The organism is Salinibacterium sp. UTAS2018 (assembly GCF_004118935.1).
Classification (GTDB): domain Bacteria; phylum Actinomycetota; class Actinomycetes; order Actinomycetales; family Microbacteriaceae; genus Rhodoglobus.
This window is the reverse complement of the sequence record NZ_CP035375.1, coordinates 777,167-791,523: the sequence shown is the minus strand read 5'-3', so window position 1 is coordinate 791,523 and position 14,357 is coordinate 777,167. Positions and strand designations below refer to the sequence as shown.

The 14,357-nt window shown below is 59.8% G+C and carries 15 protein-coding genes; 12 read left to right on the top strand and 3 right to left on the bottom strand.

Translation table 11 applies throughout. From position 1 onward, the window contains the following. The first annotated feature begins 69 nt into the window (after positions 1–69). Positions 70–1,320, top strand: a complete 1,251-nt coding sequence (hemW, locus tag ESZ53_RS03750) for a radical SAM family heme chaperone HemW (RefSeq protein ID WP_129071606.1) — start codon at positions 70–72, stop codon at positions 1,318–1,320. Positions 1,321–1,334: 14 nt separating this feature from the next. On the opposite strand, the gene ESZ53_RS03745 is transcribed toward hemW, so the two are convergent. Continuing rightward, complete coding sequence (locus ESZ53_RS03745; protein WP_246837373.1) at positions 1,335–1,709, bottom strand: DUF4870 domain-containing protein; 375 nt, start codon at positions 1,707–1,709, stop codon at positions 1,335–1,337. Between the two features lie 92 nt (positions 1,710–1,801). After that, a complete protein-coding gene (locus tag ESZ53_RS03740; RefSeq protein WP_129071605.1) occupies positions 1,802–2,170 on the bottom strand; it encodes a DUF4870 domain-containing protein in 369 nt (122 codons plus the stop codon). Positions 2,171–2,381: 211 nt separating this feature from the next. Here ESZ53_RS03740 and hrcA point away from each other — a divergent pair, with 211 nt between their 5' ends. The 9 genes from hrcA to leuA all read left to right on the top strand — a co-directional run bounded on the left by hrcA (position 2,382) and on the right by leuA (position 11,347). Continuing rightward, positions 2,382–3,404 carry a heat-inducible transcriptional repressor HrcA gene (gene hrcA / locus ESZ53_RS03735; protein WP_129071604.1) on the top strand — a complete coding sequence of 341 codons (1,023 nt, stop codon included), beginning with the start codon at positions 2,382–2,384 and terminating at the stop codon, positions 3,402–3,404. A 23-nt stretch (positions 3,405–3,427) separates the two neighbouring features. Beyond that, positions 3,428–4,528, top strand: coding sequence for a molecular chaperone DnaJ (dnaJ, locus tag ESZ53_RS03730; protein WP_129071603.1), 1,101 nt, complete (start codon positions 3,428–3,430; stop codon positions 4,526–4,528). 6 nt (positions 4,529–4,534) lie between these two features. After that, positions 4,535–5,266 carry a 16S rRNA (uracil(1498)-N(3))-methyltransferase gene (locus tag ESZ53_RS03725; RefSeq protein WP_129071602.1) on the top strand — a complete coding sequence of 244 codons (732 nt, stop codon included), beginning with the start codon at positions 4,535–4,537 and terminating at the stop codon, positions 5,264–5,266. Between the two features lie 17 nt (positions 5,267–5,283). Continuing rightward, positions 5,284–5,634 (top strand): histidine triad nucleotide-binding protein, encoded by a 351-nt coding sequence (locus ESZ53_RS03720; RefSeq protein WP_129071601.1) that lies wholly within the window; start codon positions 5,284–5,286, stop codon positions 5,632–5,634. Then, positions 5,624–6,673 carry a PhoH family protein gene (locus ESZ53_RS03715; RefSeq protein WP_129071600.1) on the top strand — a complete coding sequence of 350 codons (1,050 nt, stop codon included), beginning with the start codon at positions 5,624–5,626 and terminating at the stop codon, positions 6,671–6,673. The genes ESZ53_RS03720 and ESZ53_RS03715 overlap by 11 nt, the downstream gene beginning before the upstream one ends. 1 nt (position 6,674) lies before the next feature. Continuing rightward, positions 6,675–7,133, top strand: coding sequence for an rRNA maturation RNase YbeY (gene ybeY / locus ESZ53_RS03710; RefSeq protein WP_129071599.1), 459 nt, complete (start codon positions 6,675–6,677; stop codon positions 7,131–7,133). A 9-nt stretch (positions 7,134–7,142) separates the two neighbouring features. Beyond that, positions 7,143–8,453, top strand: coding sequence for a hemolysin family protein (locus ESZ53_RS03705; RefSeq protein ID WP_129071598.1), 1,311 nt, complete (start codon positions 7,143–7,145; stop codon positions 8,451–8,453). After that, entirely contained in the window at positions 8,450–9,349 is a 900-nt protein-coding gene (era, locus tag ESZ53_RS03700) for a GTPase Era (protein ID WP_129071597.1), read from the top strand. Before ESZ53_RS03705 ends, era begins: the two co-directional genes overlap by 4 nt. Positions 9,350–9,568: 219 nt before the next feature. Next, positions 9,569–11,347 (top strand): 2-isopropylmalate synthase, encoded by a 1,779-nt coding sequence (gene leuA, locus ESZ53_RS03695; RefSeq protein ID WP_129071596.1) that lies wholly within the window; start codon positions 9,569–9,571, stop codon positions 11,345–11,347. Positions 11,348–11,476: 129 nt separating this feature from the next. Here leuA and ESZ53_RS03690 read toward each other — a convergent pair whose 3' ends face one another. After that, the gene (locus ESZ53_RS03690; protein ID WP_129071595.1) at positions 11,477–12,133 is read right to left on the bottom strand and encodes a trimeric intracellular cation channel family protein; all 657 of its coding nucleotides are present in this window, start codon (positions 12,131–12,133) and stop codon (positions 11,477–11,479) included. 680 nt (positions 12,134–12,813) lie between these two features. Here ESZ53_RS03690 and recO point away from each other — a divergent pair. Continuing rightward, positions 12,814–13,542 carry a DNA repair protein RecO gene (gene recO / locus ESZ53_RS03685; RefSeq protein ID WP_129071594.1) on the top strand — a complete coding sequence of 243 codons (729 nt, stop codon included), beginning with the start codon at positions 12,814–12,816 and terminating at the stop codon, positions 13,540–13,542. Beyond that, positions 13,539–14,351 carry an isoprenyl transferase gene (locus ESZ53_RS03680; protein WP_129071593.1) on the top strand — a complete coding sequence of 271 codons (813 nt, stop codon included), beginning with the start codon at positions 13,539–13,541 and terminating at the stop codon, positions 14,349–14,351. Before recO ends, ESZ53_RS03680 begins: the two co-directional genes overlap by 4 nt. Positions 14,352–14,357: the final 6 nt, after the last annotated feature.

Here is a 14,357-nt window from a genome sequence, read left to right as displayed (position 1 = left end):
ACAATTGACGGGTGCTGCTCGCTGTCATGAGCGGCGCACTTTCTTCATCAGTTGTTAGGGGATTAGTTCGTGCCAGGTGCGTTGCCGATAGCTGATCCTGCCCCTCTCGATGGAGCCTTGCCGGCCAGCGTTGCTGCCGGTTCTGGCGACCGTGACTGGAGTGTGTACATCCACGTTCCATTCTGTCGGGTGCGCTGCGGCTACTGCGACTTCAATACCTACACGGGTGAAGAACTGCGCGGAGCTAAGCGGGCGGACTACGCCGACGAAGCAATAGCTGAAATCAGGCAAGCAGCCACCGTGCTGGAGAATGCGGGCGTAGCGCCGCGCAAAGCCTCAACGGTCTTTTTTGGCGGCGGCACCCCCACTCTGTTGCCGGTAACCGACCTCACTCGAATGCTTGCCGCGGCGCGCGATACGTGGGGTTTTGCGGATGACGTCGAAGTCACCACCGAAGCCAACCCCGACTCTGTCGACAGGGAATACCTTCTCGCGCTCAAAGAGGCTGGCTTCACTCGAGTGTCTTTCGGGATGCAGTCCGCGGTGCCGCACGTGCTCGCCACGCTGGAACGTACTCACGACCCCGAGAAGGTTCCTCACGTCGTGAAATGGGCTCGTGAAGTTGAGCTCGACGTGAGCGTCGACCTCATTTATGGAACTCCGGGCGAGTCGTTGGCCGATTGGGAGCGCTCGCTCGATCACGCCATCGCGCAAAATCCAGACCATATTTCGGCCTACGCGCTCATTATCGAGACCGGCACCAAGCTGGCGGCGCAGATCAAACGTGGCGACGTTGCTCCGGTCGACGACGACCTGCAGGCCGACATGTATGAGTTGGCCGATAAGAAGCTGGCCGCCGCAGGCTACGACTGGTACGAGGTCAGCAACTGGGCCAAACGTGATGACAATCCCGCTGTTAGCCACGCGAGCCGTCATAATCTTGGCTACTGGCTAGGTAATGACTGGTGGGGTGTTGGCCCGGGGGCTCACAGTCACGTCGGTGGCGTTCGCTGGTGGAACGTCAAGCACCCGGCGGCGTATGCCGACCGGATTGCTGCCGGGCACTCACCGGGAGCCGGGCGCGAGACGCTTGCTGATTCCAGCAAATATCTCGAGCATGTTCTCCTTCGCGCGCGAGTTCGCGATGGCCTAAAGACAGCGACGCTCGATGCTGAGGGTCGCACCGCCGTAGCAGGGCTGATCGCCGATGAGCTGGTAGAAGCTCCGGCCGCTTTCAGAGGCACGATAAACCTCACGCTCAAAGGGCGCCTGCTCGCGGATGCCGTAGTGCGGCGATTGCTAGCAGACGCCCCCATTTAGAGCGAAAGTTCGAGTTACTTGATGAACTCGATGGTCAGCGGGTACTTGTACGCCTGTCCATTGTTGGCAGCAACCGCTGCAATGATGCTGAAGATCAGGATGATGATCGCCACGGCAAACATGGTCAGGTAGCCGATGACTACAAGCATCAGGACCACCGAAACTGCGTAGGCGATCGCCATGGTTATTTGAAAGTTGAGTGCGGTTCGTGCGTGGGCGTTGATGAACGGCCCGCGGTCTTTGAAGACGAGGTAACCCACTAGTGCGGGAACGAAGGAAAAGAAGATTCCCCCGACGTGAATGAGTGTCGCCCAGAGCTTTTCGTCGCTCGGACTCATCGGTTGGATCGGTGCGTACGGCGAGGCGGGGGGCGGTGTGGAATCTGACATGGCTCTATTAAAGCCTTACTTGGACAAAAAAGTAGCCCCGAGAGCAGAAGCTCCCGGGGCTCACTCGCTATCGACTTTGCCGATAAGCAGAATTACTTGATGAGGCGCAGTGCGAAGGGGTAGCGGTAGTTCGTGCCGTCCTTAGCCTTGGTGAAGCCGATGATCGAGAAAATCACCGACACAATGAAGACGATCGGAAGCAAGATTCCGCCGATGACGACGGCAATCAGAATGTTCGAGATCACGTAGGCGATGGCAACGGTGATCTGGAAGTTCAGTGCTTCTTTTGCTTCGGTGTTGGTGAATGCGCCGCGGTCTTTGAAGACCAACCAGATAATCAGCGCGGGAAGGAATCCCAAGATTCCACCCAGATGAGCGAATGACGCCCACTGGTTGTCCTCAGCCGTGGTCAGTTGAGCTGCCGGCTGGGGGGCTGCGGGCTGCGGATTTGCGTCAGTCATGTGTTCGTGCCTTTCAGGTGAACGAGGGAAGTTCCCGGGTTTCATCAAAGTGCTCGGTGTCACACCTGAGCATTTCCTCAAAAGGGTAGCGCTCAAGTACAAAGACACGCTACTGGTATGACTCGCGCGGTGCAACGGCTGTGTCGTGGTGTGTCGAGTAAGATTGGCAGTCGAACGGATTGAGTGCCAATCAAGAGAGGTGGGTGGTGGAATGGTTTCCGCCCGCGGTCTTGACGTGCTTCGTGTCATCGTGCAGGACTACGTTGCTACGCGCGAGCCTGTCGGATCCAAGTCAATCGTTGAGCGACATTCCTTCGGAGTATCCGCTGCAACGATTCGCAACGACATGGTCTTACTCGAAGACGAAGAGCTCATCACGGCGCCCCACACCTCATCCGGTCGCGTCCCGACCGATAAGGGCTACCGCATGTTTGTAGACCAGTTGGCTGACTTGCGCCCCCTCACGAGCGCACAGCGCCAAGCGATTGAGTCTTTTCTGGGTCAGGCCGACGACTTGGATGACGTACTTGCGCGTTCAGTGCGCCTGCTGTCTCAGCTGACCAACAGTGTGGCCCTGGTTCAATATCCTTCGCTGGCTACGGCCCGCGTGCGGCACGTGGAACTGGTTCCGCTTTACGCGACCCGCATCATGACGGTGTTCATCACCGACTCCGGCCGGGTAGAGCAGCGTCTGATCGATGTCGTTGAGCCGCTTGACGAAGTCTTCTTGGGCGAAGTTCGCGCCAAGCTGAATTCGGCGCTGACGGGGCAATCGCTCCCGGAGGCCGCGGATCGACTAGCCAGCTTCGCTCAGATTTTTCCCGTGGAACGTCAAGCTTTTGTGGGCAAGATTGCCTCGAGCTTGGTCGAGCAAGTGTTGGCGAACCGTGCCGACAAGCTCGTACTCGCGGGTACCGCAAATCTGGCGCGAACCGAACAAGACTTCACCGGCAGCATTTTTCCTGTGCTCGAGGCAATAGAAGAGCAAGTAACGTTGTTGCGCCTCTTTGGGGAGATGGAAGTAGCAAATGGATCGGTATCCACTCGCATTGGGCGCGAGAACGCAGAATTTGGACTAGAAGAGACATCCGTTGTCACCGGAGGATATTCCTCCTCGGGCGGCGGGGTCTCCCGCGTGGGCGTGCTTGGCCCGACGCGAATGGATTACTCAAACAATATGGCGGCGGTCCGTGCGGTAGCGCGGTACCTGTCTCGACTTTTAGAAGACAACTGAGCTCGTAAGGAGCAATCGGAACTTTGGCAGATCACTATGAAGCCCTCGGCGTTGCCCGCGAAGCGACCCCGGAGGAAATCAAGAAGGCGTACCGCAAGCTCGCTCGCGAGTTGCACCCCGACGTCAACCCCAGTGCGGATGCATCGGAGCGTTTCAAGTCGGTGACTCACGCGTATGACGTACTGAGCGATCCGCAACAGCGTCAGCAATACGATATGGGCGGCAACGGCGGTTTCGGCGGCGGCGGAGGAGGATTCGGCGGTTTCGGCGACATCTTCGAGACTTTCTTCGGCGGGTCAAGCCAGACTGCCGGCCCGCGTTCACGTCGCGAGCGCGGTCAAGATGCGCTGCTGCGTATCGAGGTCAGCCTGAAAGACACGATGTTCGGTGTGACCCGCGATCTCGAGGTCAACACCGCCGAGCTGTGTGAGACGTGTGAGGGCAGCTGCTCTGCTCCCGGCAGCTCACCGGTTCGTTGCGACATTTGTCAGGGCAGTGGTCAGATTCAACGTCAAGTTCGAAGCCTTCTCGGCAACGTAATGACGTCGAGCCCGTGCGGTACCTGCCGTGGTTACGGAACCATCATTGTCAACCCCTGCGCCACGTGTGCTGGCCAGGGTCGGGTGCGGGCCCAGCGCACTCTGTCCGTTGACATCCCCGCCGGCGTTGAGACGGGACTGCGTTTGCAGATGCCCGGCCAGGGCGAAGTGGGTCCTGCTGGCGGCCCCAACGGTGACCTGTTCCTCGAGATCAAGGTGCGGCACCATGATGTCTTCAGCCGGGCCGACGACGACCTGCTTGCCACGGTCGAGGTCGAAATGATTGACGCGATTCTCGGTACTACCGTGAAACTCGATGGTCTCGATGGTGATGTCGAAGTGAACATCAAGCCGGGCACACAGAGCGGCGAAGTGCTCACGGTTCGTGATCGTGGAATCACCAGTTTGCGCGGCACTAATCGCGGCGACCTGCGGCTCGGCATCCAAGTTGTCACGCCGACGAAGCTCAGCGGTGCCGAACAGACTCTGATCAAGCAACTCGCCGCCGTGCGCAAGAGCAAGAAGCCCCACTTCGCAGAATTTCAACAGGGCTTGTTCTCCAAACTTCGGGATCGGTTCCTGTAGCTCGCTATGGCACATCTGTATATCGACGAGGAGCTTGACGACGTGGCGGTTGGCGCTTCCGTTTCGCTGGGCAATGCCGAAGCGCGGCATGCGGTCACGGTGTCGCGCCTCAAAGTCGGCGAAACAATTGCGATCGGCAACGGCGCGGGGCTGATCGTTTCGGGCCCCATCACTACGGCCGAGCACACTGAGCTCACCATTCAGGTCGTCGATGTGCAGCAATCGCTGCGGCGAACCCCCGCGGTGTTCCTGGCCCAGGCCCTTGCCAAGGCCGATCGTGACGAACTCGCGGTTCAAGTTGCCACCGAACTAGGCGTTGACGGCGTCATCCCGTGGTCGGCGGCGCGCAGCATCTCTCGCTGGCAAGGCTCGAAGGTCACTAAGGGCCGCGATCGCTGGGCGGCCATCGTTCGCGAAGCGAGCAAGCAATCGCTACGAAGCTGGATCCCTGATGTTCTCGACCTCGTGACGACGAAACAGTTGGCGGCGTTTGCCTCCACGACGCGGATGCTGGTGCTGGAGCCCACGGCGACGCAAACTCTCGCTGAACTTGAAGTAGACGATCGTGACATCGTGCTCGTCGTGGGGCCGGAAGGCGGTGTCGCAGATCACGAGCTCGAACTATTGACAGCGGCCGGAGCATCCACAATTCGATTGGGCAGTGAAGTGTTGCGCACGTCGACAGCGGGGCCCGCAGCTATAGCGGCATTGAACGTCAAGCTTGGCCGCTGGAGCTAGAGGTTTAGGCTAGAGCTATGTCCGATTCCCCTTCGATCTTCACGAAGATCATCGCCCGCGAGATTCCCGCGGATATCGTTTTCGAGTCAGACGCGGTCATTGCGTTTCGCGATATCGCGCCGCAAGCCCCCGTGCACCTGCTGGTTGTGCCTAAAACGGAGGAGTTCGCCAACGTCACCGAGCTTGCCGCCGGAAATCCCGCACTGCTGGCTGAACTCGTGTCGGTCGCCCAGAAGCTTGCCGACGAACACGCAGGCGGACAGTACAGACTGATTTTTAACACCGGTGAAAACGCCGGTCAAACCGTATTCCACGTGCACGCTCATGTGCTCGGTGGAAACCTCGAGGAAGGCACCCTTGGTCACTAGTGACTCCGAGTCCGCAGGTTCGACAGAGCGCGAGAGCGTTTCAATTGAAGTAGACGGCGTCGCCATGGTGCGTCTACTCGGCCCGCAGGATCGACTGCTCAAAGTCGTAGAAAGCAAATTTCCGAGCGTCGAAATGCACGTTCGGGGTAACGAAATTACTCTGAGTGGCGACTCGGCTTCAGTCGAATCCGCGAAAGAGCTCGTCGACGAACTGGTCACGATGGTGCGTGGCGGACATGATCTCGGCGAGATCGAGGTCGATGCTTCGGCGAAAATTTTGCGTGGTAACCAAGGCAGTCCACAGCAGTTGCTCGGTCAAACCATTCTGACGACGCGCGGCAAAGCGATCCGTCCGAAGACGCTTGGACAAGCTCAATACGTCGATGCCATGGATAACAACACCATTGTGTTTGGCATCGGTCCCGCGGGAACGGGAAAGACCTACTTAGCGATGGCGAAGGCTGTGCAGGCCCTGCAACGCAAAGAAGTAGACCGCATCATCCTGAGCCGTCCGGCAATCGAAGCGGGGGAGCGGCTTGGGTTCTTGCCCGGTTCCCTCACCGACAAAATCGACCCATATCTGCGACCTCTCTACGACGCGTTGAACGACATGATGGACCCCGAACTCGTGCCCAAGCTGCTCGCTGCCGGCACGGTGGAGGTCGCACCGCTCGCCTACATGCGCGGTCGTACACTCAACAACTCGTTCGTCGTTCTTGACGAAGCCCAGAACACCACGCCTGAGCAAATGAAGATGTTTCTGACGCGTCTTGGCTTTGATTCTCAGATGGTCATCACCGGTGATATCACCCAGGTCGACCTGCCCGAAGGGGCGAGTGGCCTCAAACTTGTCTCGAACGTGCTGCGAGACATCGACGACATCCACTTCGCCGAACTATCGAGTGCAGATGTCGTTCGTCACAGCCTGGTGGGACAAATCGTGGATGCTTACACCACCTACGATGCCGAAAAGCAGCGCGACGAATACAACCGCAAAAACCGGCCGTCCAAGCGCAGCCGCAATCACGAGAGGCCCTAACGTGTCGATTGAGATCAACAACGAATCGGCCATCGAGGTAGACGAGCACGCTTTTCAGCGACTCTGCACCTTCGCCCTCGACCAGCTTCACGTGCATCCGGATGCGGAACTCGGCATTGTCTTTGTCGACGAGGCCGCCATGGAACAGCTTCACGTGCAGTGGATGGACGAGCCCGGTCCCACCGACGTCTTGAGCTTTCCCATGGACGAGCTGCGCCCCGGGACCGAAGACCGCCAGACGCCCGCCGGCTTGCTCGGCGACATCGTCGTATGCCCCCAAGTGGCGATCGTGCAAGCCGAGGCCGCGGGTCACAGCCCTCTCGAAGAGATGCTGTTGCTGACCACTCACGGACTGCTGCACCTGCTTGGTTTCGATCACGCTGAGCCAGAAGAAGAAAAAGAAATGTTTGGCCTTCAGCGCGAAATTCTGTTGGGGTTCGCCCTGGCAGAACGAAGTTAGTAGCCGGTTGTGCTGATCGGAATTTTCATCACCGTCGCTATTCTTTTAGTGTCGCTCGGTGGTTTGCTTGCCGCTGCCGACTCGGCGCTCACGGTACTGAGCCGTAGCGACCTCGTCGAGCTGGCCGGACGCAGCCGTGCGCAGAAGTCGATTCTCGCAATCTCGAAAGACACGGGCGCGCACATTAATGCGCTCAACTTCATGCGAATCGTCGTGGAGACCACTGCGGCAGTGCTCGTCACGCTCGTGTTTGCCTCGGCCTTCGAGCAGTGGTGGCTCGTGCTGTTGTTCAGCGCGCTCATCATGACCGGAGCATCGTTCGTGCTGGTGGGCTCCAGCCCCCGCAGCGTCGGGCGTGCTCACTCTCGCAAGGTGTTGCAACTCTCGGCACGGTTTATTCGCGGCATCCGCGTGATTCTGGGCCCGATCGCTGACGCTCTTGTCGCGATCGGCAACCGAGTGACTCCGGGTCGACCCCGAACGGCGACGTTCTCTAGTGAAGAGCAACTGCTGAGCATGGTGGATGAAGCCACCGAGCACGAAGTTCTTGACCAAGATGACCGCGACCTCATCCACTCCATCTTCGATTTCAACAGCACGGTGATCCGTGAGGTCATGATCCCGCGCACTGACATGGTGACGGTTGAAGCGGATGTCACGGCCAGTGCCGCTATGGGCCTCTTCCTGAGCCGCGGAGTGTCGCGAGTACCGGTGATCGGTGACGACATCGATCAGGTGATGGGGGTGCTGTACCTGCGCGACATCGCGCGCGTGGTGTATGAACAGCCGGCCGAAGCCGACAAGCTCACGACTCAGGCGCTGGCTCGCCCCGCGCTTTTCGTGCCGGAATCGCAGCGTGCCGATAGCCTGTTGCGCCAAATGCAGCTCGAATCGAATCACCTCGCCATGGTCGTCGATGAGTACGGCGGTATCGCAGGGCTAGTCTCGCTAGAAGACCTCATCGAAGAACTCGTCGGAGATATCTCTGACGAGTACGACCGCGAAGTCGCCGAGTTTGAAGAGCTGAAAGACGGCTCATACCGTGTCAGCGCTCGCCTGCCAATTGATGAACTGGGCGATCTTTTCGGACTCGAGCTGGATGATGACGAAGTCGACTCCGTCGGCGGGCTCATCATGAAAACTCTTGGACGACTCCCCGAGAGCGGAGCAGTGGCACACTATTCAGGACTCGTTCTGACGGCAGAACGTACCGAAGGCCGTCGCAAACGCATCAGCACCGTGCTGGTGTCGCGCGATCCATGGCTCAATGACCAGAATGACTCAGGCTCGAATGAACGAGAGAACGGTGAATCACAGTGACCGACACCAGTGAATTCAGAGCAGGATTCGTGACCTTTGTGGGTCGACCTAACGTGGGTAAGTCCACGCTGACTAACGCGCTCGTGGGCGAGAAGGTCGCGATCACCTCGTCGAAGCCGCAGACCACGCGCCGCGCCATCCGGGGCCTCGTGCACCGCGAAGATGGTCAACTCATCATCGTGGACACCCCCGGTATGCACCGCCCGCGTACCCTGTTGGGCGAGCGCCTCAACTCCATCGTGAAAGATACCCTCGGCGAAGTCGACGTTATCGGCCTCTGCATTCCTGCGAACGAGAAAATCGGTCCCGGTGACCGGTATATCAACGAGCAGCTGGACTCTTTCCCGCGCGCTAAGAAGGTCGCCATCGTCACGAAGATCGATGCCTCCTCGCGCCCCGGCGTAGCGGAGCAGCTCAAAGCCGTGGCAGAACTGCGCGACTGGGATGAGATCATTCCGATTTCGTCGTTCGACGACATCCAGCTCGATATTCTTGCGACCGAGCTCGTGAAGCTCATGCCGGTGTCGGCTGCGCTGTACCCGAATGACGCTGTCACCGACGAGTCAACTGAGTCGCGCGTTGCGGAGCTGATTCGTGAGGCCGCGCTTGAGGGCGTCATGGACGAACTGCCGCACTCCATCGCCGTCACGATCGACGACATGATCGAGCGTGACGACAAGAACCTTCTTGAGGTATTTGCGAACATCTTTGTCGAGCGCGACAGCCAAAAGGGCATCATCATTGGTAAGGGCGGTGAGCGACTGCAAGATGTGGGCGCCCGTGCTCGCGCCGAGATCGAGAAGCTCGTCGGCAAGCAGATCTTCCTCTCGCTTCGTGTGAAAGTTGCCAAAGAGTGGCAGCGCGACTCTAAGCAGCTCGGACGCCTGGGCTTCTAGGGCATCGCCACAGCATCGCGGCAGCGCGGTAACAGTCGAAGAACCAGTCCTGCGGTGCCGCTCTCGCAGTGCTAGGGTGAAATTATGTTCTTCGGTCTGCTCCTCCTTAGCTGCCGCGACGAGTCCTAATCCAGGCCTCACTCGTCGCGGGGTTTGTCATTGGCTGACCAGATTCGTTGCGAGTGGCCCAGAAGGCCTTGAGAACAGCAGGAGCTTGACATGAAAAATAATCAGTCCGCATCATCGATGCCAGTCCACAAGTACCGTCCGTTTCACGAGATCATTTCTGTTGATCTACCGGACCGCACGTGGCCATCGAAGCGCATCACCGAGGCTCCCCGCTGGTGTGCCGTCGATCTGCGTGATGGTAACCAGGCCCTCATCGACCCGATGAGCCCCGAACGTAAGCGGATCATGTTCGACCTGCTGGTGAAGATGGGCTACAAGGAAATCGAGGTCGGTTTCCCCTCGGCGAGCCAGACTGACTTTGATTTCGTTCGCTCGCTCATCGAGACAAACGCGATTCCGGATGACGTCACTATTCAGGTGCTGACGCAGGCTCGTGAAGAACTCATCGTGCGCACCTACGAGTCGATCAAGGGTGCCAAGCAAGCGATCGTTCACCTGTACAACTCCACGAGCGTGCTGCAGCGTGATGTCGTGTTCCGCAAAGACAAGCAGGGCATCATCGACATCGCCCTCAACGGTGCTCGAATCTGTAAGGCATCCGAGGCTATGGTCCCCGAGACCGACGTGTACTACGAGTACTCGCCCGAAAGCTATACCGGCACCGAGCTCGAGTTCGCGGTTGATATTTGCAACCAGGTGCTCGAAGTCTTCAAGCCCACGCCGGAGCGCAAGGTCATTCTGAACCTGCCCGCCACCGTCGAAATGGCTACCCCCAACGTGTATGCCGACTCGATTGAGTGGATGTCGCGCCACGTGAACCACCGTGAGAGCGTCATCATCTCGCTGCACCCACACAACGACCGCGGAACCGGAATCGCTGCGGCGGAGCTCGGTTACATGGCTGGCGCCGATCGCATTGAGGGGTGCCTGTTCGGAAACGGTGAGCGCACCGGAAACGTTGACCTCGTCGCTCTGGGGCTCAACCTGTTTACACAGGGAATCGACCCGCAGATCGACTTCAGCGATCTGGATCAGATCCGTCGCACAGCGGAGCACTGCAACCAACTGAAGGTGCACGAGCGCAGCCCGTGGGCTGGCGACCTCGTCTACACCGCTTTCAGCGGATCGCATCAGGATGCGATCAAGAAGGGTTTCGAGTCGATGGCGGCTCAGGCCGAACGCGAGGGTAAGCACGTCAACGATCTGGTCTGGGCCGTGCCGTACCTGCCGATCGACCCCAAGGATGTTGGCCGCGGCTACGAAGCCGTCGTGCGCGTGAATTCGCAATCGGGCAAGGGTGGCGTGGCCTACCTGCTCAAGACCGACCACAACCTCGACCTGCCGCGCAAGCTGCAAATCGAGTTCAGCGGCGTTGTTCAGTCGAAGACAGATTCCGAGGGTGGCGAAGTCTCGAGCGAGCAAATCTGGACGGCTTTCCAGGACGAATATTTGCCGGCATCCGCCGATCACGTCGAAGAAAAGTGGGGGCGCTACGAACTGCTGGCGACCCGCACCACCAGCGCTAACGATGGCGAAGTCAGCCTCGACGCTCGACTGCGTGTTGATGACGGCGAGACCGACGCCAGCCACACGGGTAACGGCCCCATCGACGCGTTCTTGGGCATGCTCTCCGCTCAGGGCCAAGGAATTGAAGTCAAGCTCTACGACTACGTTGAGCACACCATGGGGGTCGGCAGCAATGCTCAGGCCGCGGCCTATGTCGAACTTGATATCAACGGTCAGCGTCTCTGGGGCGTCGGTATCGATGGTGACATCTCGCGGGCCTCACTCGAGGCGATCGTGTCGGCGGTCAACCGCTGGGTGCGTGCCTCGCAGAACGCTCCTGAATCTGAACTGATCGCTGGGTAGTTTCAGCTTTCGCAAATGCCCTGCAGCTCGCTGAGCTGTGGGGCGTTTGTTCGTTAACGGCAGCTGCGGCGAGGAGTGAGCGGCGAGGACGTAGGGGAGAAGACTCAGCGGCGAGGGCCCAGCGGCGAGCTAGGGGCGGCGGAACCTGGGCAGACGATTGATCGTGCGTTGCTCCGGCAGAGTCCAGTTGAAGAGCACCGAAAGAACCCGAACGCCGACGGTGATGCCCACACAGATTGAGGCCGCCACGAATACCGGAACGTCGAAGTTGCGCATGATGACGAGACTCGTCGCGCCCGATACCGCCGCCACCGCATACAGCGACCCCACGTGCATGAGGGCGATGGGCATTGAAAGAAGCATGTCCCGCAGGATCGAACCGCCGACGCCCGAGATAGCGCCGACGAAAATGGCCGGCACCTCGGGGAGTCCCATGGCAAGTGCCTTCGTCGTACCGATCGCGCCGAAGAGCCCAATGGTGAGAGCGTCAAGAACCGTGATGACCGGACCCATCCGTGCGATCAGTCGCTCGAGCAGCATCCCGAACAGTGCGGCCCCGGTGGCGACGATGAGATACCAGTTGGTGGTGAGCACTGCGGGGACTTCAGAGAGCACGACGTCGCGCACGATGCCGCCGCCGAACCCTGACGCTAGTCCGATGATCGCGACGCCGAGAAGGTCAAGGCGGCGGTCCCGAAACTGGGCCGCGAACATCGCACCCTGCATGGCGCCGACGCCGACCGCTAGCAGCCCCGCCCAGAGCGGAATCTCGAAAGTCTCGTTCACGAACCATTCGTACCACGCGTGATGCGCGCAGCGCAGTTGCGCTCCGGGCAAGCCTGCGATCTCCGAGCAACTCGCGCGTTTGCTCCGCGTCCGCGCCCTGCCCCTAGCCCTGTTCCTGTCCCTAGATCAGTTGCTTGCCCTGCCGCTGTTCCTGACGTTCTGAACGTGAACGTGAACGTGCCGGCGTCGTCGTCGAGGCAGACGTCGAAAACTCAGGAGATCGGGGGCAGCGGATGTCTGGGGTGCACCGGATCCGGCCTCGGCGTTGTGCGCAGCGCGGCGATTTCCTGAATTTCCGTGAGGCTCCGGTCCGGTGCGGTGCGCGCGCCCTGCAGGGCAGGTCGAGGGGCGATGCGCGCTGCGCACGCACTGTGGGACATGTTGTGCGGCGACGTGCTCGGCGTCATCGTGCGCTGAGTGGGGTTCCGCAGGGAGAGCGCCCGTGCTCCCTTCTGGAAACTCAGGAGAAACAGACCTGCAGCCGCCGCCGGGGCGGGTGAATGGGTCATCTTTCCTTCGACGCACGCGATTCTCCTGAGTTTCCGAAGGGGAGCAAACGGGCGTGCGAGCTGCTCAGCGCGCGGGCAGGGTGCTCAGCCGGCGGGCAGGGCGCTCAGCGAAACGGAGTTGGCGCGGGCCGTCGCACAGCAAACTCGCGACAACCGGAGGATACTTGGGAGGTGCCTACCTATCGTGATGAAGCTGTCGTGCTGCGCACCCACAAGTTGGGTGAAGCTGACCGCATCGTGACGATGCTCTCGCGTGAGCACGGAAAAATCCGGGCGGTGGCTAAGGGCGTGCGTCGCACAGCCTCGAAGTTTGGGTCACGGTTGGAACCCTTCATGGTCGCCGACATCCAGTGCTATATCGGTCGCAGCCTCGATATCATCCAGCAGGCGGAGTCCCTTGGTTCCTATGGCTCGGACATCACGGCCGATTACGCGAGCTACACCGCCGCAAGTGTGATGGTCGAAACGGCGGACAAAGTTACGGATGACGACGGCTCGCTTCAGCAATATCTCTTGCTGGTGGGTGCATTGCGTTCTCTTTCGCGGCGCGAGCACAATCCGAGCCTGACGCTCGACTCCTACCTCTTGCGGAGCCTCTCGATCGCCGGTTGGGCCCCGAGCTTTGTTGATTGTGCGGTGACCGGTGCTCCGGGGCCGCATTCCGTCTTCGTCGCGCAGATGGGTGGCGTGGTCGCCGATGAGGTTGCCCCGCCCGGTTCACCGCGACTGAGTCCGGCGACCCTCGAACTGCTCGGCGCGTTACTTGCCGGTCAGTGGGATGTCGCTGAGGCATCTGATGAGCGATCACGCTCCCAAGCTAGCGGTGTTGTTGCCGCGTACACCCAGTTTCATTTGGAGCGCAGTCTTCGCTCCATTCAGCATGTGGATCGGAGCGCATGAGCCGCGTAGGGAAAACTCACAAAGATGCTGTGGAATTTCGTCCTCTTGATTGGACAGGCATCCACCCGCCAGCGATGCCTAAGGGGTCTGTTCCCGAACACATTGCTCTCGTCATGGACGGCAATGGACGCTGGGCCAACGCGCGCGGCCTGACGCGCGTGGAGGGTCACAAGGCAGGCGAGGCGAGCCTGCTCGATGTCGTGGCCGGTGCTATCCAAATCGGTGTCAAACACATCAGTGTTTATGCGTTTTCAACCGAAAATTGGAGTCGATCGCCCGAGGAGGTTCGCTTTCTCATGGGCTTCAACCGCGACGTACTGCACCGTCGGCGTGATCAGCTCAACGAGTGGGGAGTGCGTGTGCGCTGGGCGGGGCGACGCCCGCGCTTGTGGACCTCGGTGATCAAAGAGCTGCAATTCGCCGAGAAGCTGACTGAGAACAACAGCACCATTACTCTCACTATGTGCGTGAATTACGGTGGCCGCACTGAAATTGCGGATGCCGTGCGCTCGATTGCCGATGAAGTTGCGGCAGGCAAGCTGAAGCCGTCTGCGGTCTCAGAGAAGCTCATCCAGAAGCGCCTGTATCAACCGCAGCTGCCCGATGTTGACCTGTTTGTGCGGTCGTCGGGGGAGCAGCGGATGAGCAACTTCATGCCCTGGCAGAGCGCGTATGCCGAGATGGTTTTCCTCGACACGCTCTGGCCTGATTTCACGCGTGAAGACCTGTGGCAAGCGATTCGCATTTACGCGAGTCGGTCACGTCGGTTCGGAGGCGCCGTAGACGCGCCAACGGCTACAGCTGAGTAGCTCATT